Raw genomic sequence first — 21,221 nt, forward strand, 5'->3', positions numbered from 1 at the left:
TGGATGCCGTTTCCTCATGGACGCCTCTGAATTCAGCAAATTCCTGAAAGCCGCGTTGCCGGCGGAACCCAGCGCCGGTGCGGCTCTGACGGTTACCGAGGTCGAAATTCCCGGCTACGCGCAGGACATCGCGCTGCGTTTGTATCGTCGCGCGGACAAGACCGGACTGCCGGTAGTGCTTTATTTCCACGGCGGCGGGTTCGTGCGCGGCACGCTGGACGACGCCGATTTCGCCGCGCGCTTTTTAGCAGAACGCTTACCGGCGCTCGTCGTCTCCGTCGATTATTCGCTCGCGCCGGCCCATCCGTTTCCGGCCGCGCCGGAGGACGCGTATCGCGCGGCGATATGGGCCGCGACCCGCGCCCGCGCGTTCGGCGGCAATCCGAAGAAGATCGGCGTCGCCGGCCACGACGCGGGCGGCCAGCTCGCGAACTGCCTCGCGTTCATCGCGCGCGATCGTGGCGAGGTGCCGATCGCCGCGCAGGCGCTGTTCGGCCCGATGCTCGACCCGAGCATGACGCGCATCGGCGACGCCGAGCGCCTCGCGTCCGACATCACCGCGCGCGAATGCGCGGCGTGCTATCGCGCGTACCTGCCGCAGGCGGCCCAGCGGATGCACCCGTACGCGGCGCCGCTCGAGTCGGTGCGCCTCGCGGGCCTGCCGCCGACGCTGATCGTCACCGCGCAGAACGACGTGCTGCACGTCGAGGCGGAAAAGTATGCAGGCTGCCTGATCGAATCCGGCGTGCTCACGCAGGTGATCCGCTATCCGGATATCACGCACGCGGCGCTCGCGACGCACGAACTGGCCTTCGAGGAAGCCGTGCGCTTCTTCCAGTGCCGCTTCCAGGCGCGGCAGCCGAGCTGAATCGCGAACCGAACCGCGAACCGAACCGAATAACCAATCCAATCCACGTTCACTGGAGATCCATATGGCCATCCTACGCACCCCTCGTTCCCGGATCGCAGCCGCGGTCGCGACGCTCGCCGTCGTCGGCCTGGGCACGTTCGGCGCGATCCGCGTCAGCGCGAGCGCGCCGGAGAAGCAGGCGGCGCCGCTGCCGGAAGTCGACGTCGCAACCGTCGTGCCGCAGACCGTGACGGACTGGCAGAGCTATTCCGGCCGCCTCGAAGCCGTCGAGAAGGTCGACGTGCGCCCGCAGGTGCCGGGCACGATCGTCTCGGTCAACTTCAAGGACGGCGCGCTCGTGAAGAAAGGCGACGTGCTGTTCGTGATCGATCCGCGCCCTTACCAGGCCGAAGTCGACCGCGCGGGCGCGCAGCTCGCGGCCGCGCAGGCACGCAATGGCTACGCGCAGAGCGACTGGCAGCGCGCGCAGCGGCTGATCGGCGACAACGCGATCGCGAAGCGCGACTACGACGAGAAGCAGAACGCGGCGCGTGAGGCGAGCGCGAACCTGAAGGCCGCCGAGGCCGCGCTCGAGACCGCGCGCATCAATCTCGGCTATACGCGGATCACCGCGCCCGTGGCGGGCCGCGTGTCGCGCGCGGAGATCACGCTCGGCAACGTCGTGTCGGCGGGCGCGTTGGCCGCGCCGCTGACGACGCTCGTGTCGGTGTCGCCGATCTACGCGTCGTTCGACGCGGACGAGCAGACCTACCTGCAGTACATCGGCGGCGCGCGCGACGGCCGCAAGGTGCCGGTCGAGCTCGGCCTCGCGAACGAAGCCGGCTATTCGCGCAGCGGCGTGATCGACTCGGTCGACAACCGGCTCGACACGTCGTCCGGCACGATCCGCGTGCGCGCGCGCTTCGACAACGCGGACGGCTCGCTCGTCCCGGGCCTCTACGCGCGCGTGAAGGTCGGCGGCAGCGCGCCGCACCAGGCGCTGCTCGTCGACGACGCGGCGATCAACACCGACCAGGACAAGAAGTTCGTGTTCGTCGTCGACCAGCAGGGCCGCGTGTCGTACCGCGAAGTGCAGCAGGGGATGCAGCACGGCAACCGGCGTGTGATCGTCAGCGGCCTCGCCGCCGGCGACCGCGTGATCGTGAACGGCACGCAGCGCGTGCGGCCGGGCGAGCAGGTCAAGCCGCACATGGTGCCGATGACGGGCGGCGATGCGCCGTCCGCGCCGCTCGCCGACAACGCGAAGCCCGCCGCGCCGGCCAAGGCGAATTCGTAAGGGGCGCACCCGCCACGCATTCGCGTCGAACCAGACAGAGCCAGCCATGAACATATCCAAATTCTTTATCGACCGGCCGATCTTTGCAGGAGTCCTATCGGTGGTCATCCTGCTTGCCGGGGTGATCGCGATGTTCCTGCTGCCGATTTCGGAGTACCCGGAAGTCGTGCCGCCGTCGGTCATCGTCAAGGCGCAGTATCCGGGCGCGAACCCGAAGGTGATCGCCGAGACGGTCGCGTCGCCGCTGGAAGAGCAGATCAACGGCGTCGAGGACATGCTGTACATGCAGTCGCAGGCGAACAGCGACGGCAACATGACGATCACCGTCACGTTCAAGCTCGGCACCGATCCGGACAAGGCCACGCAGCTCGTGCAGAACCGCGTGAACCAGGCGCTGCCGCGCCTGCCGGAAGACGTGCAGCGGCTCGGCATCACGACGGTGAAGAGCTCGCCGACGCTGACGATGGTCGTGCACCTGATCTCGCCGGACAACCGCTACGACATGACCTACCTGCGCAACTACGCGCTGATCAACGTGAAGGACCGCCTGTCGCGGATCCAGGGCGTCGGCCAGGTGCAGCTGTGGGGCTCGGGCGACTACGCGATGCGCGTATGGCTCGATCCGCAGAAGGTCGCGCAGCGCGGCCTCGCCGCGGCGGACGTCGTGCAGGCGATCCGCGAGCAGAACGTGCAGGTCGCGGCCGGCGTGATCGGCGCGTCGCCGTCGCTGCCGGGCACGCCGCTGCAGTTGTCGGTGAACGCGCGCGGCCGCCTGCAGACCGAGGAGGAGTTCGGCGACATCGTCGTGAAGACGACGCCGGACGGCGGCGTCACGCACCTGCGCGACATCGCGCGCATCGAGCTCGACGCGTCCGAGTACGGGCTGCGCTCGCTGCTCGACAACAAGCCGGCCGTCGCGATGGCGATCAACCAGTCGCCGGGCGCGAACTCGCTGCAGATCTCGGACGAGGTCCGCAAGACGATGGCCGAGCTGAAGCAGGACATGCCGGCGGGCGTCGACTACAAGATCGTCTATGACCCGACGCAGTTCGTGCGCTCGTCGATCAAGGCCGTCGTGCACACGCTGCTCGAAGCGATCGCGCTCGTCGTGATCGTCGTGATCGTGTTCCTGCAGACCTGGCGCGCGTCGATCATTCCGCTGATCGCGGTGCCGGTATCGATCGTCGGCACGTTCTCGCTGCTGCTCGGCTTCGGGTATTCGATCAACGCGCTGTCGCTGTTCGGGATGGTGCTCGCGATCGGGATCGTCGTCGACGATGCGATCGTCGTCGTCGAGAACGTCGAGCGCAACATCGAGAGCGGGATGACCGCGCGGCAGGCCACCTACAAGGCGATGCAGGAGGTGAGCGGGCCGATCATCGCGATCGCGCTGACGCTGGTCGCCGTGTTCGTGCCGCTCGCGTTCATGTCGGGCCTGACCGGCCAGTTCTACAAGCAGTTCGCGATGACGATCGCGATCTCGACGGTGATCTCGGCGTTCAACTCGCTGACGCTGTCGCCGGCGCTGTCCGCGATCCTGCTGAAGGGCCACGGCGACAAGGAAGACTGGCTGACGCGCGTGATGAACCGCGTGCTCGGCGGCTTCTTCAAGCGCTTCAACAAGGTGTTCCATCTCGGCGCGGAGAACTACGGGCGCGGCGTGCGCGGCGTGCTGTCGAGGAAGGCGGTGATGCTCGGCGTGTACGTGGCGCTGGTCGGCGCGACCGTGATGGTGTCGAAGATCGTGCCGGGCGGCTTCGTGCCCGCGCAGGACAAGGAATACCTGATCGCGTTCGCGCAGCTGCCGAACGGCGCGTCGCTCGACCGCACCGAGAAGGTGATCCGCGACATGGGCTCGATCGCGCTGAAGCAGCCGGGCGTCGAGAGCGCGGTCGCGTTCCCGGGGCTGTCGGTGAACGGCTTCACCAACAGCTCCAGCGCGGGCATCGTGTTCGTCACGCTGAAGCCGTTCTCGGAGCGGCACGGCAAGGCGCTGTCGGCCGGCGCGATCGCGGGCGCGCTGAACCAGCAGTACGGGGCGATCAAGGATTCGTTCGTCGCGGTGTTCCCGCCGCCGCCGGTGCTCGGCCTCGGCACGCTCGGCGGCTTCAAGCTGCAGATCGAGGATCGCGGCGCGGTCGGCTACGCGAAGCTCGCCGATGCGACCAACGACTTCATCAAGCGCGCGCAGCAGGCGCCCGAGCTGGGGCCGCTGTTCACGAGCTACCAGATCAACGTGCCGCAGCTCAACGTCGATCTCGACCGCGTGAAGGCGAAGCAGCTCGGCGTGTCGGTCACCGACGTGTTCAACACGATGCAGGTGTACCTCGGCTCGCTGTACGTGAACGACTTCAACCGCTTCGGCCGCGTGTACCAGGTGCGCGTGCAGGCGGATGCGCCGTTCCGCCAGCGCGCGGACGACATCCTGCAGCTGAAGACGCGCAACGCCGCGGGCGAGATGGTGCCGCTGTCGTCGCTCGTCTCCCTGACGCCGACGTTCGGCCCCGAGATGGTGGTGCGCTACAACGGCTACACGGCGGCCGACATCAACGGCGGGCCGGCGCCGGGCTTCTCGTCGGGGCAGGCGCAGGCGGCGATCGAGCGGATCGCGCACGAGACGCTGCCGCGCGGCGTGCGCTTCGAGTGGACCGACCTCACGTACCAGCAGATCCTCGCGGGCAACGCGGCGATCTATGTGTTCCCGATCAGCGTGCTGCTCGTGTTCCTCGTGCTCGCCGCGCTGTATGAAAGCCTGACGCTGCCGCTCGCGGTGATCCTGATCGTGCCGATGAGCATTCTGTCGGCGTTGACGGGGGTGTGGCTGACGCAGGGCGACAACAACATCTTCACGCAGATCGGCCTGATGGTGCTGGTCGGGCTGTCGGCGAAGAACGCGATCCTGATCGTCGAGTTCGCGCGCGAGCTGGAGCACGACGGCAGGACGCCGCTCGAGGCGGCGATCGAGGCGAGCCGGCTGCGGCTGCGGCCGATCCTGATGACGTCGATCGCGTTCATCATGGGCGTCGTGCCGCTCGTCACGTCGACCGGCGCGGGCGCGGAGATGCGCCACGCGATGGGCGTCGCGGTGTTCTTCGGGATGCTGGGCGTGACGCTGTTCGGCCTGATGCTGACGCCGGTGTTCTACGTCGTGCTGCGCACGCTTGCGGGCGGCAAGATCCACGTCGCCGGCAAGGACTCGGCCGGCTATGGCGTGCCGGCTTCGGATGCTTGAGGACAACAAGATGGATAACTCGAAGACTCAATCTGGTTTGATGCGCATGGCGAAGCTGGCGGCGGCGAGCGGCCTGCTCGTCTCGCTGCTCGCCGCGTGCGCGGTCGGGCCCGACTACAAGCGGCCGGACGTTACGACGCCCGCCGCGTTCAAGGAAGCGCCGACGCTCGCGCCGGGCGAGCAGGCCGGCACGTGGAAGACCGCCGAGCCGTCGGACGCCGCGCATCGCGGCGAATGGTGGAAGGCGTTCGGCGATCCGGCGCTCGATTCGCTCGAGGAGCAGGCGCTGGCCGCGAACCAGAACCTGAAGGCCGCGGCGGCGCGCGTCGAGGAAGCGCGCGCGTCGACCCGCGCGGCGCGCTCGCAGTGGTTCCCGCAGGTCGGCGTCGGCTTCGGGCCGACGCGCCAGGGGCTGTCGTCGGCGTCGCAGTCGTTGCCGCAAGGCAGCGGCCCGACCACCTCGACGCTGTGGCGCGCGCAGGGCACGGTGTCGTACGAAGCGGACCTGTTCGGCCGCGTCGGCCGCAACGTCGAGGCGTCGCGCGCGGACCAGGCGCAGAGCGAAGCGCTGTTCCGCTCGGTGCAGCTCGCGCTGCAGGCGGATGTCGCGCAGAACTACTTCGAGCTGCGCCAGCTCGATTCGGACCAGGACCTGTACCGCCGCACGGTCGAGCTGCGCGATCAGGCGCTGAAGCTCGTGCAACGCCGCTTCAACGAAGGCGACATCAGCGAGCTCGACGTGTCGCGTGCGAAGAACGAGCTGGCGACCGCGCAGGCGGATGCGGTCGGCGTCGCGCGTCGTCGCGCGGCGTCCGAGCATGCGCTCGCGATTCTGCTCGGCAAGGCGCCCGCGGATTTCGCGTTCAAGGAAAAGCCGCTCGTGCCGGTCGCGGTGAAGGTGCCGGCCGGCCTGCCGTCGGCGCTGCTCGAACGGCGGCCCGACATCTCGGCGGCCGAGCGCGCGATGGCGGCGGCAAACGCGCGGATCGGTCTCGCGAAGTCCGCGTATTTCCCGAAGCTGGACATCACCGGGGCGTTCGGCTATGAGGCGTCGACGCTCGGCAGCCTGTTCATGTGGTCGAGCCGCACGTTCCTGCTCGGGCCGTTCGCGGGCACCGCGCTGACGCTGCCGCTGTTCGACGGCGGACGGCGCGCCGCGGGCGTGCAGCAGGCGCGCGCGCAGTACGACGAGCAGGTCGCGAACTACCGGCAGCAGGTGCTCGTCGCGTTCCGCGAGGTCGAGGACAACCTCGCTGACTTGCGGCTGCTCGACGACCAGATCCGCGCGCAGGACGCGGCCGTCAATGCGTCGCGGCGCGCGGCGAAGCTGTCGCGCACGCAATACCAGGAAGGCGAGGTCAGCTATCTCGACGTGATCGACAGCGAGCGCTCGGTGCTCGTGTCGCAATTGCAGGCGAATGCGCTGACGGGCACGCAGGCGGTGTCGACCGTCAACCTGATTCGTGCGCTGGGCGGCGGGTGGGGTGATGCGCCGGCGGCCGTCGGCGAAGCGCCGCGAAAGGAGGACGTCGCCGCGCGTTGAGACGGCGATACGCATAGCGGCTCGTGATGGGCCGCCGAAACAGGTGTGTAGCGAGGAACCCCGATCCGTGGCAACGCGGATCGGGGTTTTTTATCAGTTCATCGAGGATTGCCGGGGAACGCGGGGCTGACCGTCGGCGACCGTTCCGGGGCGGCAACGAACTATCGCATCGTGGCCGTGCAGCTTCAGGGCCCGGTGACGCGGGATGCAGTGCGCGTCAGCGCCCCCGCTCCGTCGATCTTCAGCCGTCCGTCGAGACCGTAACCGCCTCCCACGCCCGGATTTCATCTGCCAATGCCGACAATTTGTCTCGCACGAGCCGGAGCGCATCACTACCGAGCAACAGATGCGCGGGTGGGCGTTCCGCTGCCATTGCCGCGAGCATTGCGCGCGCTGCTTTCGCGGGATTGCCCGGTTGCTTGCCGCTTTTCTCCGCGCGAGCCTGGCGGATGGGGTCAAAGATAGCGTCGTAATCCGGGATCGAGCGGGGCGTTCGCGTCATCGAGCGGCCGGCCCAGTCGGTGCGGAACGAGCCCGGCGCGACGGCGGTCACGGCAATGCCGAAAGGCCCGAGCTCTTTGCCGAGGGCTTCGGAGATACCCTCCAGCGCGAATTTGCTCCCGCAGTAATACGCGATTCCCGGCATCGTGATGTGGCCGCCCATCGACGTGATATTCAGGATATGGCCGCGCCGGCGCTCGCGCATGAAGGGCAGGACGGCTTTCATCATCGCGACCGCGCCAAATACGTTCACGTCGAACTGCCGGCGCAGCTCCGACAGCGGCGCTTCTTCCATGATGCCTTCGTGGCCGTAGCCGGCATTGTTGACCAGGATATCGACGGGCCCGACGCTTGCCTCGATTTCCGACACGACGCCGTCGATGGCGTCGAAGTCGGTCACGTCGAGAACACGTCCAAAAGCCGCATTCGCGGACAGCGCTTCGAAATCGCGTTTTGCCTGCGTACTTCTCACCGTACCGACCACCTTGTGACCCACCGCGAGTGCCTCTTGCGCGAGCGCACGGCCGAAGCCGCTGCTGACGCCGGTGATGAGCAGAATCTTGCTGGATGCCATCGGAGCCTCTCCCGAATGTCGTTTGGAAAGTGCATGCTAGTCTTGCAAACGAGATCGAAAAAGCCGCATTCCGCTGATTTTCTTGCATAAAACTATGAACAGCATCAAGCGCACCTCCACGCAATCCCCGGATCCGTCCTCCCGAAGCCAGGGACGCATGGTTGCCCTGCTGCGCGCATTAGCCCCCGAGGAAGGCTACAACCTGACGGCGCTGCCGAGCGTCCGCATCCTGCGTTCGAACCGGGCGCTGTCACGCACGCCGGTTCTGTACGATCCCGGCATCGTGATCGTTTGCCAGGGCAGCAAGCGCGGTTACTTCGGCGATCAGCTTTATCTTTACGACGAGCATCACTACCTGGCCGTGTCCGTGCCTGTGCCGTTCAGCATGGAAACCGACGCAACGCCGGCGCGTCCGCTGCTCGCGCTGTATCTGCACCTCGATTTCACGGTGGCCGCCGAACTGGCGGCGCAGATCGACCGCGAAGGCGTAGCCGAGCGCGTGCAAGCGCCCAGGAGCATGATGTCGACGCCGATGGATGAGGCGATGCGGGCATCCGTGTTGCGCTTCGTCGAGGCGATGCATCGGCCGCTCGAAGCGGCGGTTCTGGGGCCAGGGCTGCTGCGCGAACTGTATTTCCGTGTCCTCACCGGCGCACAGGGAAACTCGATGCGAGACGCGTTGGCGATGCGAGGACGGTTCGGCCGGATAGGCAGGTCACTACGCCTGATTCACGCCGGCTACGCGCAGCCCCTCGACGTCACGCAACTGGCCGAGGAAGCAGGCATGAGCATTCCGAGTTTCCACAGCCACTTCAAGGCGATCACGCAGGTGTCGCCAATGCAGTACGTGAAGTCGACGCGTTTGCATCAGGCTCGCCTGTTGATGGTGCGCCAGGACCTGAGCGCGGAGGCGGCGGGCCACGCCGTGGGTTACACGAGTCCATCCCAGTTCAGCAGGGAATTCAAGCGCCTGTTTGGCTTGACGCCGGCGAGGGAGGCGACGCGCATGCGCGAAAGCTTCGCGATCCCGGCAGCATTCGCCGATGCAACGTATGTCTCGTCGCACTGAGTTCGGCGTGTTTCGTATTGACGGCAGCGTTGCCTCGTCGCAAAGACGCGACGGCAGGAGCGACGAGCGAGTGCTCGCGTTGATTCGCTATTCCCGTTTCTCCGGCTGCGCCTCCGTGCGTTCCGCGATCGCCACCGCGTACCGCCCGACGGCATCGGCGATGCGCTCCGCCAGCGCGGGATCGCGCACCGCACGCGCGAGCGTGGCGCCGCCCGAAAGCATGCAGGCGAATGCGTTGACGGGCACGCAGGCGGTGTCGACCGTCAACCTGATTCGTGCGCTGGGCGGCGGGTGGGGCGATGCGCCCGCGGCGGTCGGCGAAGCGGCGCACGGCAAGGAGGAGGTTGCCGTGCGTTGAGCCGGTGGCGTGTGTGGTGGCTCGTGACGGGCCGCCGAAACAGGTGCGTACCGATGAACCCCGATCCGTGGCAACGCGGATCGGGGTTTTTGTCGGGTCGTCGAGGATTACCGGGGAGCGCGAGCCAGTGCATTGGCATGAAAGCCATCGACGACGACATCCGCGCTATGCATTACGGGCATGCATGTCCTGATGACACTTCCTGGCCGGACAATGGCGCTGGAAGTGATGCGGCTCGACCAAACCCGAAGGACCAGTCTTCCACACTGGTGGTACTGATTACCACCATGACATCTGCGGGAGGAATTCCAGGATTCACTGCGAGCATTTCGACGAGCCTCGCGTAGAAGGCCTCCTTGCTGGCCCGACTTCGTGCCCGGCCACCCGTGATGTGAATCAGGACGAAATCACTGCTGCGCGGCCCGCCGCAGTATTCCCGGTCAAATACCAGCTCGCCGGGCCGACACTGCTGGAATACCTGAAAACAGTCTCCCGCTGGAACCTCGAATGTCTGCTCGAGCGCATCCTGCAGACTCCTCGAAACTGTCGCCAACCAGTCGGCGGACTTTCCGTCGAGTAAGGCAATTCGTGCATAGGGCATCGGGAATCTCCCAGTTATTCAGGCAGAGCGGCCAACGCATTGACCGCCGATGCTGCGGCTGGCCAGCCGGCATAGAACGCGAGGTGCGTGAACAACTCACCCAGCTCGTCCTTGGTGACGCCGTTTGCAATAGCTTTCAGCAGGTGCCCCTGCAACTGCTCGGGACGATATAGAGCAGTCAAGGCCGCGACGGTTGCGATGCTGCGCTCTCGGGGAGAAAGAGCAGAACGCTGCCAGATATCTCCGAAGAGAACGTCTTCGCTTAGCTGGGCAAGCTTCGGGGCGAATTGAGCGACTTTTTGCAGATCGGATGAAGGCTGGGGCATGTGTGCTCCTGTTGTCGGAATTGACGGCGATCAGGTTAGCAAGTCACAATGATTCCGAAAATGTGAATTATTCGAACAGACGATCCCGTTTTTTTGAACGGTTACCGTGAGCCGAATATCTCTGGATCTTGAGGTTCTGCGCAGCTTCATTACCGGTGTCGAACTGGGCAGTTTTGCTTTGGCAGCGGAACGATTGAACCGCTCAACATCGGCAGTCAGCGCTCAACTCAAAAAACTTGAGGAGCAGGCGGGCCAGCCTTTGCTGTACAAGGCCGGACGCGGTCTGGCGCTTACGCCTGCGGGTGAAGTGTTATTGGGCTACGCTCGCCGATTGCTGGAGTTGAATGACGAAGCGGTGCACGCAATGCGGGGCGACAGACTGGAAGGCCAGGTCCGCTTCGGAATGCCCGAGGATTTTGGCGAGACCTTGTTGCCCGCCATCCTTGCCCGGTTTGCGAAGACGTATCCGAAGGTCCATATCGATATCAAGGTATCGAGAAATCAGCAGTTACTCGATTCCCTCGTGAAGGGCAAACTCGATGTCGCGCTGGCTTGGGATAACGGGCAGTCATGGCTACATGGACAACTGGTGGGCACGCTCCCACTTTGCTGGATCGATAGCGGGACATCGCCAAACGGATGGCTGACAGGTGAGCCCATTCCGCTCGCCACATTCGAGCCGCCTTGTCTGATGCGTGATCACGCGTGCATGGTGCTAGATCATGCGGGCCTCGAATGGCGGCAGGCGTTTACAAGCAGCAGCCTTAGCGGTATTTGGGCCGCAGTAGCGGCAGGTCTGGGGATCACGATTAGAACGCCGGCAGGCCTCCCGGGCCACCTGAGGATACGACGCGACCTGCCCCCGCTTCCACAGGTCCAGCTCATGCTGTACCAGGCAAATGCCCAACTGCATGACAGCTCGCAAAGATTGATGGATATTGTTTGCACGACGATGCGTCAATATCTTCGGGTCTGCAGCCCCGAAAAAACGCATGTGTTCAGTCATGCCGGTGCCGATTAGTTCTTGCGCCCGGAAGCCTGGACGGTACGAGTCGTAAAAGGCGATCGTACCTGCTCTTCGACCGGCGGCTCGGGGTCGGTCAGCGACATCCACGGCAACCCACGAAGCACCTTCTTGTCTGCAGTCCGCTATTCCTGTTGCTCCGGCTGCGCACCAGTGCGTTCCGCGATCGCCACCGCGTAGCGCCCGACGGCATCGGCGATGCGCTCCGCCAGCGCGGGATCTCGCACCGCGCGCGCGAGCGTGGCGCCGCCCGAAAGCAGCGCGAGAAACGCGATCGCTCGCGCATCGTCGGGCGCGTCGCCCAGCCCGGACGACACTTCGTCGACGATCTGCCGCAACACCTGTTCATAAGCGTCGCGGGTGTCGTCGTCGGCGCGCATCACTTCCGGGGACAGGCTCGGCAGCGCGCAGCTTTCTCCGAGCGCGCAGGTGCGCCGCGGCCCCAGATAGAACGACACGAACGGGCGCCGCCAGCGTGCGCCGTGCTCGGCCTTGAACGCCGCCACGCCTTGCCGGAGCTGGTCGAGGCCGGCGAGGACGACGCTGCGGAACGCTTCGCCTTTCGATTTGAAGTGGCCGTAGAACGCGCCGTTGGTGACGCCCGCCGCCTTCGTCAGCGGACCGATGCCGGAGCCGCCATACCCTTCCTCGCGGAACAGGCGGCTCGCGGCATCGAGGATGCGCGCGCGTGTTTCGTGCTTGTGCTCGATCGAATAACGCATGGCTGGCTCGTTTCAGAGAGACCGCTCTTTATCTTGAATAGAGAGCGATCAGTGTCTAACGTATAGAGAGTGACTGATATTTATATTACGTCACGATTTCGATGACCTGACCAGGAGGTGTGCGATGCCGATCACGCTGACAGTATCCGAAGGGGTTTTCGCGCCGGACGACGAGGGGCCGGTGTTTGCCGAGCTGACCGAGGCGCTGCTGGAAGTTGAAGGATTGACCGGGAACGGGTTTCTGGCGCCGAACGTGGTGGGCACGCTCAATGTGCTGCCGCGGAACCGGACTTTCGTGCGCGGGCGCGCGGAGCCCGCGGCGTTCGTCGAACTGAAGCTGCCCGCCGTGGCGCTTGCGGCGCCCGACGCGCAGCGGCAATTCGTCGAACGGGCGACCGCGATCGTGCTGCGGCGAGCGGGCGGGCGGGCGGCTGGCGCCGGCGCAAGTCTGGGTGAATGTCGTTCACGCGGTCGACGGCGGTTGGGGCATTGGCGGACGACGCTACGACAACGCGTCGCTCGTCGATTCGATCCGGAGCGCCGCAGCGGCGCAGTGACCGCAACTAACGGTCAGACCCGTCCGGCGCCGGCCGACGGTGCGGCGGTTTCCCGCCGCACCGGTTACCCCCGTCGCCGGCAGCCCGCAGTGCGTGCACCCGTTCGTCGGCCGCCTTTCCGAGTCCGGTGTGCTTCGGCAATCGTAGATAGACGGGCAGCGCCAGGCCGTTGCGGAGTCGTGCCGGTCGGCGATGCGGCAAGGTCCATCGTTCGCGTAAGAATCGAACCCTGGTGCGACACGCAATATCGAACGCGAGCCGTCTCAAAGCACCGCGGCCGCAGCAGCAAGCGCTGCGGTTTCTGATATTCCGCCTCCCGCGTCGGGGAATTCGTCGGCAGCAACCGCCAGGCATGCACGCATGCATGCATGCATGCTATTCAGCGTAACCCGTTGAACAACAGTTCGCGCAACGCATGCGTGCGCTGTGGAGCCGCCCTCGTCCATCGGCGTCAAACAGGGCGGCTCAAAACCGCTCAATATGAAAAAGATGGTCCGACGTATATTGATTGCGCACGCCCGTCAAATGTTCGTATCGGTGACGACCTGCGGGCACACTGCACAGGCTGCTGCTCCAGACTGAGTGTGCCATCGACAAGTGGCCCGTATTCCACATTTTGGAAGCGTATTTTCGTCAGGGTTGTCTGCGCCAAGAACCGAGATAATTTCATCTCCTACGCTACAACGCCCTGCTTTCCACTGTTTGCATCCTTTCTCTATACACGGAGAAGTAAAGCGAAACCGCTTTTCCGGCGCGCGTCCCTGGTGTGCTATCGCGACGAAAGTCTCATCTATCGTGATGGGCTCTTCCAATATGGAAATGCGTCCCTCGCTATTTACAATGCCGAGCAAACGATTGCCGGTTTTGCAAGTGGAGCTTGGGCATAAAATAGGAACAACTTTTGACATAATAGTTGTCCTCCGTAGAGCTGCAGGTGCTCTTTGGCAGATCATGTGAACGGACGCTGGTTCATGAATTGGCTCGTTCACGTCTGGAAGCTGCCGCGAAAGCGCTTCTAGAGGTTCTGCACGGCTTCGTGGGTTGCGATGTCGGAAAGATTGTTCAGATTCTTTATCGCAATGATGCCGCGAGTCCCCGGGCCGAGTTTGCCAATTATTGCCGTGGTTTCGCTGAGATCGAGATGAGCAATTTCGGCAAGAATCACCGAGCTGATTTTTGAGCTGATGCGTGCACTTGTTTCTGCATCAAGATTCAGTGTGCTGAGATTGATATGGAAGCTCATGATTTCTTGTCCTCGTGTTGTGAAAGAAGGCATGATGAATGCGTCGAGGCGAAGCCGGATCTCGCCTGTGTGCTGATTCTGGAATTTCCATTCGTGATTTTAAGTGGTCGCCTCCTTCGCCGTCGACGGGGTGCCGATCTGGTGCGCATCTTTACGCTTTAATTATTGAAAGCGCTGAGGGTGTCGGATGTCGCGGTATTTTGAATGTTGTCCGGACCAAGTGGAGGGTCAGTCGCCGCGAGTCGAGTTGCGCACAGTGCGGAGCATGGGGTAATGGCAATATGCTCTTTATTGTAAATTGCGGTATTCGGATCATCGAGAGATTTCGCTCTCCGATTCCGCATGATGAGATCCCCGTAAAGTGACGAAATTCTGAAATACGCGAAATGGAATTCGTCGAAAATTAGAAATAACTTAGGTGTTGCCCGAATGAATGTCAAGGTACGGACCATCCTTTCTTGAAGACGACGGACATGTTGGCGTCGCTTCTGGCGAATACCGGAACGTCTGCCAAGATGGCCGTTCACGATCGCTGCCAGTCCTGTATCAAGCCGATTCCGGATGCCTGCTTTTCGGCCTGAACGACCGTTTCGGGTCATCGGTGGGACATCTCGAATGGGGCGGCAAGCGCCATATGCCGCTGCAAATCGATGAAGCCCCCTTTCTTCATCGCTGTACGGCCTTCGATCGCAACTAACGGTCTGGTTCGCCGGCGTCGGCGAACTGTCGCGCGCCGTGCTGCCGCTCTTGTCAGGTCACGGCGCCAGCCGCCTGCAGCGCGCGCACCAGTTCGTCGGCGGCCTTGCCGAGCCCCGTGTGCTTCGGCAATCGCAGATACACGGGTAGCGCCAGGCCGTTGCGGATATTGGCGAACGTCAGCGGCGCGAGCTCGCCGTCAGCGACGTGGCGCCCGATGACCGATTCGGGCAGGTTCGCCCAGCCGTGGCCGGCCTTCACGAGCGAAATCGCGGTGGCCATGTCGTTGACCTTCCACGTCCGGTTGCCGATCACGGGCCGGATATCGGTCAACGGCCGGTCCGCGTCGGCGATGACGATCTGCCGGAAGCCCGACAGCTGCTCGATTGCTTCCGGCCTTGCGCATTCGGCAATCAGCGGATGGTTCGGCGCGGCCACCGCGACGAGGGTTTCGGTCCACAGCGCATGAATCTGCTCCTGCGGGTGGAGATCGAGCCCGCCGAAGGCCACGCAGAGATCCACGGCGGCGCGGTGCAGCGCGTCGACGATCACGTCCTGCGGCGCCGTGATGACGCTGATCGCCAGCGCGGGGTACTTCGCCGTGACCGCGGTGAGCGCTCGCGCGACGGGGCCGCCGTCGATCTCGGCGGCGATGCCGATCCGCAGCGTATCTTCGACGCCTTCCGACAAATGCTGCGCATGCGCGCGAAGCGCCTGCAGCCGTTCGGCGATCGACCGCGCGTCGGGCAGCAGCGCCGCCATCGCCGCGGTCGGCGTGGGCTCGCGCGTGCCGCGGTCGAACAGCACGAGGCCGAGTTCGGCCTCGAGGTTCGCGATGGCCATGCTGACGGCCGACGGCGTGCGGCCCAGCGCGCGCGCCGCCGCGGAGAAGGAGCCTTTGTCGATGACGGTCAGCAGCATGTCGATGTGGTCGCTGGTGAGCACGGGGGGCCTCCTTTAAGCGAAATTGAAAGAACCTGACTTTTGCGGACCGCGGGTCCGCTGCTAGTCTCGACGCCTTGTCAGATTCGAAGGTGGATGTTCATGCAAGGTTGGAAGAGACGCATAGTCTATGTCGTGCTGTTCGAGGTGCTCGGCATCCTGATCGCCTCCGCGACGCTGGGCGCGCTGAGCGGCGCGGGCGCCGCGAAGAGCGGCATGCTGGGCGTGATGATCTCGACGACGGGCGTCGTCGTCAATTTTCTGTACAACCTCGCGTTCGAGGCGTGGGAGCGTCGTCGCGCGGCGACGACCCGCTCCGTAGGGCGTCGCGTGCTGCACGCGATCGGGTTCCAGGTCGCGCTCGTGACGTTCCTGATCCCGCTGATCGCGTGGTGGCTCGATGTGTCGCTGCTGCAGGCGTTCCTGTACGACGCCGTGCTGATCGTGTTCTTCCCGATCTTCACGTTCGTCTACAACTGGTCGTTCGATGGCGTGTTCGGGCTGCCGGACGCGGTGACGCGCAAGGCCGAGCCGCAGGTCTAGGCGGCGCATCGCCGGCGGCCGCGGCTACAATCGCGCGAAGCGCCGCCGGGCACGCGTGCATCGCATGCCCGGCGGTTTTCCCCTCTTCGATCGAAGCGCCCCGGCGGGCCGCTCGAAACACGTTGGCATCCGGCATCGCGTTGCTGGCCTGCGCGCTGGCCGTTGCCTCGCCCGCGCATGCGGAAGGGCCGCGGGTGATCCCGCGCAGCGGTCAGGTCGAGGGCAGCTATGTATCGACGCAGTTGCGGCTCGAACCCTGCCTCGACGTTCGCACGCTGTCCGACCCGCCGGATGACGACCTGCTGACGGATGCCGCCGCCGCGCGCAACGCATTGCCGCCCGGCACCTGCGACAAGCCGGCGCTGCGGGAGAAGGTGTTCGCTGCGCGCTTTCTTCAGTACGCGTCGCTCGCGGTCGTGAGCGACCCGTGGAATCTCGCCCCGAAGCTTGCCGCGCAGAACCGCGCGATCGGTCGCTGCAAGGACGTGCGTTGCCTTGATCGTGCGCTGGACGCCGTCATTGCCGCGCTGTCGCCCGTGTACCTGAATGCGCATCCGGCATGGCCGCGCGGGAAAGGGCTCTGCGCATCGGAGCCTGCCGACGCGCCCGTTGCCGCCGCGCTGGCGCCGCTCGACGCACGCGCGCGCAAGGCGCTCGCCGGCGAATGCGGCGGGGAGGCGTTGACCGCGCAAACGTGCGAGGGGCCGCACGGCAAGCTGCTGTTCGTCAGTTGCGAGACGAGCGGCAATCAGGTCAATGCGCCGGCATGGATCTATCGCGCGCGGCACGGGCGATACGACGCGCTGCTGGCCGTCGACGACGGCCCGGTCGACGTGCTTGAAAGCACCTGCAACGGAATGCCGGATCTCATGACGTCGTCTCGGACCAGCATGGCCGAGCACCAGAACACCTATTACCGCTACGACGGGCGTGCGTATCGGTCCGTCTATTCGTACACCGGGATGAGTGTCGGCAACGACGACAACGGCAACGGTCTTTCGATCGCAATAGGCGAGCCGGGGCCGCAGGTCGTTTGCCGGTAGCCGCCGTGCAGTAGCCCCGCCGCGTCGGAGGCCCGTTTGTAGAAGACCTCTAATGTCGCAATCGTCCGGGTTTTCGTCGCGGCTTAACAAAATTGTCCGGTCACGCTTCCTAGAATTCGTCGCAACGATGTCGTGCGTGGCGGGCGAGCGGGGGCCGCCGACGCGCCGTGTTCCGGCTGCGGCCGGGGCGGAGAGACCGGTTCGACGGTCGCGCATCGGCGGCGCGCGACATTCATCGTTGCGCGCTCATCCATTCCACCCCGTCCGCCAGAAGAACGAGGAGAGTGTGTCGATGCCGCGACTTGATCGCCGTACGTTTTTGATCCGCTCGGCCCAGGCCGCCGGCGCGTCCGCGCTCGCGGCCGCGGTGCCCGAATCCATCCGGCGGGCGCTCGCCGTCGAACCGGCCCGCGTGACGGGAACGATCCGCGACGTGCAGCACATCGTCGTGCTGATGCAGGAGAACCGCGCGTTCGACCATTACTTCGGGACCTTCCCGGGCGTGCGCGGCTTCAACGATCCGCGCACGGTCGCGCGACCCGACGGCAAGGCGATCTGGTATCAGAACTACAAGGGCCGCGACTACGTGCCGTGGCATCTGGACACGTCGAAGACGTGGGCGCAGTGGATGACGTCCGAGTACCACGACTGGGACCCGTTCCACCAGCTATGGAACGAAGGCCGCAACGACAAGTGGATGGCCGTGCAGTGGCCCGAGGCGATGGGCTACTTCACGCGCACCGATCTGCCTTACTACTATCCGCTCGCGAACGCGTTCACGATTTGCGACGCGTATCACCAGTCGATGATGGGGCCGACCAACCCGAACCGGCTGTACCTGATGACGGGCCGCGCGTCGCCGAAAGCCGACGGCAGCCAGGTCGCGACCTCGAACTTCATGGGCGACCGCACCGGCACCGTGTCCTGGACGACGTTCCCGGAACGCCTGCAGCAAGCGGGCATCGACTGGCGCATCTATCAGGAAGGCGGCGTCGGTTCGTACCAGGACGTGTGGAATTTCGTGTCGAGCCGCTACTGGATCGACAACACGAACAATTTCGATTGCAACGCGCTGGCGTGGTTCGCGCAGTTCAAGTCGGCGCCGACCAATTCGCCGCTGTACCAGCGCGGGATGACCGCGCGCGGCGTCGCGTCGCTGCGCGACGACGTGCTTGCCGACCGCCTGCCGCAGGTGTCGTGGATCGTGCCGCCGTTCTCGTCGTCCGAGCATCCGTGGTGGGGGCCGTCGTTCGGCGAGGAGTTCGTGTCGCGGATACTCGATGCGCTCACGTCGAACCCGGCGGTGTGGGCGAAGACGGTGTTCCTGCTGTGCTACGACGAAGGCGACGGCTTCTACGACCACGTGACCGCGCCCGTGCCGCCGTGGAAGGCGGGCAAGGGGCTGTCGACGGTCAGCGTCGAAGGGGAGATCGAGCAGCAGTCCGGCCTGCCGATCGGGCTCGGCACGCGCGTGCCGCTGCTCGCGATCTCGCCGTGGTCGAAGGGCGGCTGGACCTGCTCCGAGGTGTTCGACCACACGTCGGTGATTCGTTTCATCGAGAAGCGTTTCGTCGACGATCATCCGGACGTCTACGAAACCAACATCACGCCGTGGCGCCGCGCGGTGTGCGGCGACCTGAGCTCGGCGTTCGATTTCGCGGGCGACGCCGATCGCGCGGTGCCGCCTGCGCTGCTCGACCTGACGGCGACGAAGGCGCAGCTCGACAACGCGTACTGGGTGCAGTACTACCTCGCGAAGCCGAGCTATCCGGCGAGCTACCCGGCGGAGAACGCGCCGCTGCCCGTGCAGGAGCCGGGGCAGCGCAAGCTGCGCCCGGTGCCTTACGAACTGTTCGTCGAGGCCGCGCTCGACCCGCGCGCGGGCGTGCTGAACGTGAGCTTCGCGAACAACGGCAAGGCGGTGCCCGGCAACGCGGCCGGCGCGTCGGCCGCGGTGTTCCATGTGCACGATGCGGTGGCGCAGAACGGCCCGCGCTTCTACACGATCCAGAGCGGCTGGGTGCTGAGCGACCAGTGGTGGCCGGTGCGCGACACGCAGGGGCGCTACGATCTCGCCGCGTACGGGCCGAACGGGTTCTATCGGCGCTTCAAGGGCGGCGCGACCGCAAGCGCGGCGCTGCTCGACGTGATGATTGCATATCGTGCCGACGGCGGGCTCGTCGTGCGGATGCGCAACGCCGGTCGCGCGCGGCTCACCGCTACGATCGCGGACAACGGCTACGGCGCCGCGTCGCGGTCCGGCGCGATCGAGCCGGGCGCGACCGTCGAGACCGTCTGGGACCTGTCCGCAAGCGGCGGCTGGTACGACTTGAACGTGACCGTCGATGCGGACGCGGACTATCTGCGCGCGCTGGCCGGGCACGTCGAGACGGGCGCCGCGAGCGTCACCGATCCGCTCTTTGCGCGCGTGACCGGGAACGCATCATGAACCGCAACCGAGCGTGGTGGGGCGGCGCGGCGCTGGCGGCGGGCGTCGCCGCGTCGGCCGTCGCGCTTTGGGCCGGCCGCCCGGGCATCGAGCGGCCGGCCGCTTCACAACGCGCTCTTCACCAGGAAGCCAGCATGACGAACGATTCGATTGCTTCGCCCGCCGATTTCCATGCGCAGCTCGACGGCTATGCGCGTGATCGCGCCGCGCTGGGCGGCGCCGACCGGCAGGCGCGCGCTCGCGCGCTGCTTGCGCGGCTGCGCGCCGATGCGGACGCGGGCGCACTCGATCCGCACGAGGCGTCCGGCATTGCGGATCTGCTGTGGCAGGATGCGGAACCGGACGCGGCGGCGCGTCGGGCGGGCAGCGATGCGCTGCGCGAGCACCTGCGCGATCTCGCGATGGGCGCGCGGCCGCCGTCGCCTGCGCGCGAGCGGCAGGACGCGGCCTATGTCGCGGAGAGCCGCAAGATCATCGAGGAAGTCACGCGAACCGTGCCGGATCGCGAGCAGCAGCGCGCGGCGCTCGATAGCCGGCTGGCCGAACTGCGCAAGCGGATCTACGGGACCGCGGCGCCGGCGCCGCATGGCGGTTGAGAGAGCGGGCGCGCGGCTCGAACGCGCCGCGCGTACGATTACGCCGCGATGAACTCGTGAACGTAGCGATTGAACACGCCCGGCGCCGCGGCGTTCATCCCGTGCGACGCACCGGCGACGGTTTGCCGTTGCGCGTCGCCGATCCACTGCGCGAGCGTGTCGACGTTGTGGCGGAACATCTTCGGGCTGCGCTGGCCGTCGATCAGCAGCGTACGGCACGCGACGTCCGCCGCCGCGCCGCGCGAATACGCGGGCAGCGGATCACGAAGCTGCTTCGGCAGCGTGCTCGCGTTGTCGATCGCCATCGTGCGGAAGCCCGCAGTGCTCTTGTTCCACGCGCCGGGGATGCTGACCGAGTCGACGAACGTCTCGAGCCCTGCCTCGACGTCGCCGTTCTCGATCAGGCTCACGGCCTTCGTGCGCAGCGCGATCGCGGCCGGCGGCAGCGTCGCTTCGCGCACGCCTTCCTGCTGCAGCGGGCCGCCCGGATCGGCGAGCGTCAGCGTCTCGACGAGGTGGGGATGGTGGCGCGCGACGTTGAACGCGACGCTGCCGCCGCGCGAGTGGCCGACGAGATGCACCGGGCCGAGGTCGAGCGCATCGATGAATTCGGCGAGCTCGTCGACGTGGTTCTGCCAGCTGAACTCGTTCTGGATGCCGGCTTCAACCGCCGGCCAGTAGTGGCTGAGGCTCGGCGCGATGCAGCGATAGTGCGCCGACAGCGCAGCGAGCTGCGGGTCCCAGTAGCGATAGTCGCAAAGCGATCCATGAACGAACACCATCGGCGCGCCCGTGCCCTGTTCGACATACGGCAGGCTGATGCCTGACGACAGCGTCGCAAATTGCAGGTCGGGGTTCGCGAGCACCGAAGGCTCGATTCGCATGTTCATGACTGAAAAAACTCACAGGTGCGTCATCACGTCGCAACTATGCCCGACCGCGGCGTGTAAGCAAAACGCATAATTTTCATCGCATCGATCAATTTTATTGATGGCAATCCCGCAAAGCCCGATCAGGGCGAGCGCGCTTGATCGGGCAGGGCATTTGTCCGATGG

Annotated in this window: 18 protein-coding genes and 1 pseudogene; 11 read left to right on the top strand and 8 right to left on the bottom strand. The window is 65.6% G+C overall.

Translation table 11 applies throughout. The features are described 5' to 3' along the window. The first annotated feature begins 16 nt into the window (after positions 1–16). From ACFIMZ_RS20400 to ACFIMZ_RS20415, 4 genes are all read left to right on the top strand, one after another. Positions 17–868 (top strand): alpha/beta hydrolase, encoded by an 852-nt coding sequence (locus ACFIMZ_RS20400; RefSeq protein WP_431824149.1) that lies wholly within the window; start codon positions 17–19, stop codon positions 866–868. Positions 869–932: 64 nt separating this feature from the next. After that, the gene (locus tag ACFIMZ_RS20405; protein ID WP_431824150.1) at positions 933–2,147 is read left to right on the top strand and encodes an efflux RND transporter periplasmic adaptor subunit; all 1,215 of its coding nucleotides are present in this window, start codon (positions 933–935) and stop codon (positions 2,145–2,147) included. A gap of 46 nt (positions 2,148–2,193) precedes the next feature. Continuing rightward, positions 2,194–5,379, top strand: a complete 3,186-nt coding sequence (gene ceoB, locus ACFIMZ_RS20410) for a multidrug efflux RND transporter permease subunit CeoB (RefSeq protein WP_431824151.1) — start codon at positions 2,194–2,196, stop codon at positions 5,377–5,379. A 10-nt stretch (positions 5,380–5,389) separates the two neighbouring features. Beyond that, positions 5,390–6,922, top strand: a complete 1,533-nt coding sequence (locus ACFIMZ_RS20415; protein WP_431824152.1) for an efflux transporter outer membrane subunit — start codon at positions 5,390–5,392, stop codon at positions 6,920–6,922. A gap of 241 nt (positions 6,923–7,163) precedes the next feature. Here the strand turns inward: ACFIMZ_RS20415 and ACFIMZ_RS20420 are convergent, their stop codons facing one another. Beyond that, positions 7,164–7,997 carry an oxidoreductase gene (locus ACFIMZ_RS20420; protein ID WP_431824153.1) on the bottom strand — a complete coding sequence of 278 codons (834 nt, stop codon included), beginning with the start codon at positions 7,995–7,997 and terminating at the stop codon, positions 7,164–7,166. 157 nt (positions 7,998–8,154) lie between these two features. Here ACFIMZ_RS20420 and ACFIMZ_RS20425 point away from each other — a divergent pair, with 157 nt between their 5' ends. Both ACFIMZ_RS20425 and ACFIMZ_RS20430 read left to right on the top strand, forming a co-directional pair. Beyond that, positions 8,155–9,066, top strand: a complete 912-nt coding sequence (locus tag ACFIMZ_RS20425) for an AraC family transcriptional regulator (RefSeq protein ID WP_431825455.1) — start codon at positions 8,155–8,157, stop codon at positions 9,064–9,066. Then, on the top strand, positions 9,050–9,424 hold the full coding sequence (locus tag ACFIMZ_RS20430; protein WP_431825464.1) for a hypothetical protein: 375 nt from the start codon (positions 9,050–9,052) through the stop codon (positions 9,422–9,424). Before ACFIMZ_RS20425 ends, ACFIMZ_RS20430 begins: the two co-directional genes overlap by 17 nt. A gap of 172 nt (positions 9,425–9,596) precedes the next feature. Here ACFIMZ_RS20430 and ACFIMZ_RS20435 read toward each other — a convergent pair whose 3' ends face one another. Continuing rightward, entirely contained in the window at positions 9,597–10,025 is a 429-nt protein-coding gene (locus tag ACFIMZ_RS20435; RefSeq protein ID WP_431824154.1) for a tautomerase family protein, read from the bottom strand. A gap of 14 nt (positions 10,026–10,039) precedes the next feature. Continuing rightward, entirely contained in the window at positions 10,040–10,351 is a 312-nt protein-coding gene (locus ACFIMZ_RS20440; protein ID WP_431824155.1) for a carboxymuconolactone decarboxylase family protein, read from the bottom strand. Between the two features lie 106 nt (positions 10,352–10,457). Between ACFIMZ_RS20440 and ACFIMZ_RS20445 the strand changes: the two genes are divergently transcribed. Continuing rightward, positions 10,458–11,372 (top strand): LysR substrate-binding domain-containing protein, encoded by a 915-nt coding sequence (locus ACFIMZ_RS20445; RefSeq protein ID WP_431824156.1) that lies wholly within the window; start codon positions 10,458–10,460, stop codon positions 11,370–11,372. Between the two features lie 128 nt (positions 11,373–11,500). Here ACFIMZ_RS20445 and ACFIMZ_RS20450 read toward each other — a convergent pair whose 3' ends face one another. The 4 genes and pseudogenes from ACFIMZ_RS20450 to ACFIMZ_RS20465 form a co-directional block, all read right to left on the bottom strand. Continuing rightward, on the bottom strand, positions 11,501–12,097 hold the full coding sequence (locus tag ACFIMZ_RS20450; protein ID WP_431824157.1) for a TetR/AcrR family transcriptional regulator: 597 nt from the start codon (positions 12,095–12,097) through the stop codon (positions 11,501–11,503). A gap of 632 nt (positions 12,098–12,729) precedes the next feature. Continuing rightward, a pseudogene (locus tag ACFIMZ_RS20455) lies at positions 12,730–12,837 on the bottom strand (LysR family transcriptional regulator); the annotation flags it as partial. Positions 12,838–13,669: 832 nt separating this feature from the next. Next, entirely contained in the window at positions 13,670–13,897 is a 228-nt protein-coding gene (locus ACFIMZ_RS20460; RefSeq protein ID WP_431824158.1) for a hypothetical protein, read from the bottom strand. Between the two features lie 750 nt (positions 13,898–14,647). Beyond that, on the bottom strand, positions 14,648–15,538 hold the full coding sequence (locus tag ACFIMZ_RS20465) for a LysR family transcriptional regulator (RefSeq protein ID WP_431824159.1): 891 nt from the start codon (positions 15,536–15,538) through the stop codon (positions 14,648–14,650). Between the two features lie 99 nt (positions 15,539–15,637). Between ACFIMZ_RS20465 and ACFIMZ_RS20470 the strand changes: the two genes are divergently transcribed. The 4 genes from ACFIMZ_RS20470 (at position 15,638) to plcR (ending at position 20,166) form a co-directional block, all read left to right on the top strand. Beyond that, complete coding sequence (locus tag ACFIMZ_RS20470) at positions 15,638–16,078, top strand: PACE efflux transporter (RefSeq protein WP_059662443.1); 441 nt, start codon at positions 15,638–15,640, stop codon at positions 16,076–16,078. 122 nt (positions 16,079–16,200) lie between these two features. Next, complete coding sequence (locus tag ACFIMZ_RS20475) at positions 16,201–17,121, top strand: hypothetical protein (protein WP_431824160.1); 921 nt, start codon at positions 16,201–16,203, stop codon at positions 17,119–17,121. 292 nt (positions 17,122–17,413) lie between these two features. Then, the gene (locus tag ACFIMZ_RS20480; RefSeq protein WP_431824161.1) at positions 17,414–19,570 is read left to right on the top strand and encodes a phosphocholine-specific phospholipase C; all 2,157 of its coding nucleotides are present in this window, start codon (positions 17,414–17,416) and stop codon (positions 19,568–19,570) included. Continuing rightward, positions 19,567–20,166: a phospholipase C accessory protein PlcR gene (gene plcR / locus ACFIMZ_RS20485; protein WP_431824162.1), complete on the top strand. Its 600-nt coding sequence runs from the start codon at positions 19,567–19,569 to the stop codon at positions 20,164–20,166. The genes ACFIMZ_RS20480 and plcR overlap by 4 nt, the downstream gene beginning before the upstream one ends. Positions 20,167–20,204: 38 nt before the next feature. Here the strand turns inward: plcR and ACFIMZ_RS20490 are convergent, their stop codons facing one another. After that, a complete protein-coding gene (locus ACFIMZ_RS20490; protein WP_431824163.1) occupies positions 20,205–21,056 on the bottom strand; it encodes an alpha/beta fold hydrolase in 852 nt (283 codons plus the stop codon). Positions 21,057–21,221: the final 165 nt, after the last annotated feature.

It is taken from the genome of Burkholderia sp. F1, from assembly GCF_050813845.1.
GTDB classification, from domain to species: Bacteria; Pseudomonadota; Gammaproteobacteria; order Burkholderiales; family Burkholderiaceae; genus Burkholderia; species Burkholderia ubonensis.

What these genes read in the sequence shown, in the direction of transcription:
- plcR (WP_431824162.1), top strand. Translation starts at nt 19,567, where the DNA reads ATGAACCGCAACCGAGCGTGGTGGGGCGGCGCGGCGCTGGCGGCGGGC.
- ACFIMZ_RS20460 (WP_431824158.1), bottom strand. Translation starts at nt 13,897, where the DNA reads ATGAGCTTCCATATCAATCTCAGCACACTGAATCTTGATGCAGAAACA.
- ACFIMZ_RS20425 (WP_431825455.1), top strand. Translation starts at nt 8,155, where the DNA reads ATGGTTGCCCTGCTGCGCGCATTAGCCCCCGAGGAAGGCTACAACCTG.
- ACFIMZ_RS20400 (WP_431824149.1), top strand. Translation starts at nt 17, where the DNA reads ATGGACGCCTCTGAATTCAGCAAATTCCTGAAAGCCGCGTTGCCGGCG.
- ACFIMZ_RS20420 (WP_431824153.1), bottom strand. Translation starts at nt 7,997, where the DNA reads ATGGCATCCAGCAAGATTCTGCTCATCACCGGCGTCAGCAGCGGCTTC.
- ACFIMZ_RS20480 (WP_431824161.1), top strand. Translation starts at nt 17,414, where the DNA reads ATGCCGCGACTTGATCGCCGTACGTTTTTGATCCGCTCGGCCCAGGCC.
- ACFIMZ_RS20440 (WP_431824155.1), bottom strand. Translation starts at nt 10,351, where the DNA reads ATGCCCCAGCCTTCATCCGATCTGCAAAAAGTCGCTCAATTCGCCCCG.
- ACFIMZ_RS20430 (WP_431825464.1), top strand. Translation starts at nt 9,050, where the DNA reads ATGTCTCGTCGCACTGAGTTCGGCGTGTTTCGTATTGACGGCAGCGTT.
- ACFIMZ_RS20405 (WP_431824150.1), top strand. Translation starts at nt 933, where the DNA reads ATGGCCATCCTACGCACCCCTCGTTCCCGGATCGCAGCCGCGGTCGCG.
- ACFIMZ_RS20435 (WP_431824154.1), bottom strand. Translation starts at nt 10,025, where the DNA reads ATGCCCTATGCACGAATTGCCTTACTCGACGGAAAGTCCGCCGACTGG.
- ACFIMZ_RS20450 (WP_431824157.1), bottom strand. Translation starts at nt 12,097, where the DNA reads ATGCGTTATTCGATCGAGCACAAGCACGAAACACGCGCGCGCATCCTC.
- ACFIMZ_RS20490 (WP_431824163.1), bottom strand. Translation starts at nt 21,056, where the DNA reads ATGAACATGCGAATCGAGCCTTCGGTGCTCGCGAACCCCGACCTGCAA.
- ceoB (WP_431824151.1), top strand. Translation starts at nt 2,194, where the DNA reads ATGAACATATCCAAATTCTTTATCGACCGGCCGATCTTTGCAGGAGTC.
- ACFIMZ_RS20470 (WP_059662443.1), top strand. Translation starts at nt 15,638, where the DNA reads ATGCAAGGTTGGAAGAGACGCATAGTCTATGTCGTGCTGTTCGAGGTG.
- ACFIMZ_RS20415 (WP_431824152.1), top strand. Translation starts at nt 5,390, where the DNA reads ATGGATAACTCGAAGACTCAATCTGGTTTGATGCGCATGGCGAAGCTG.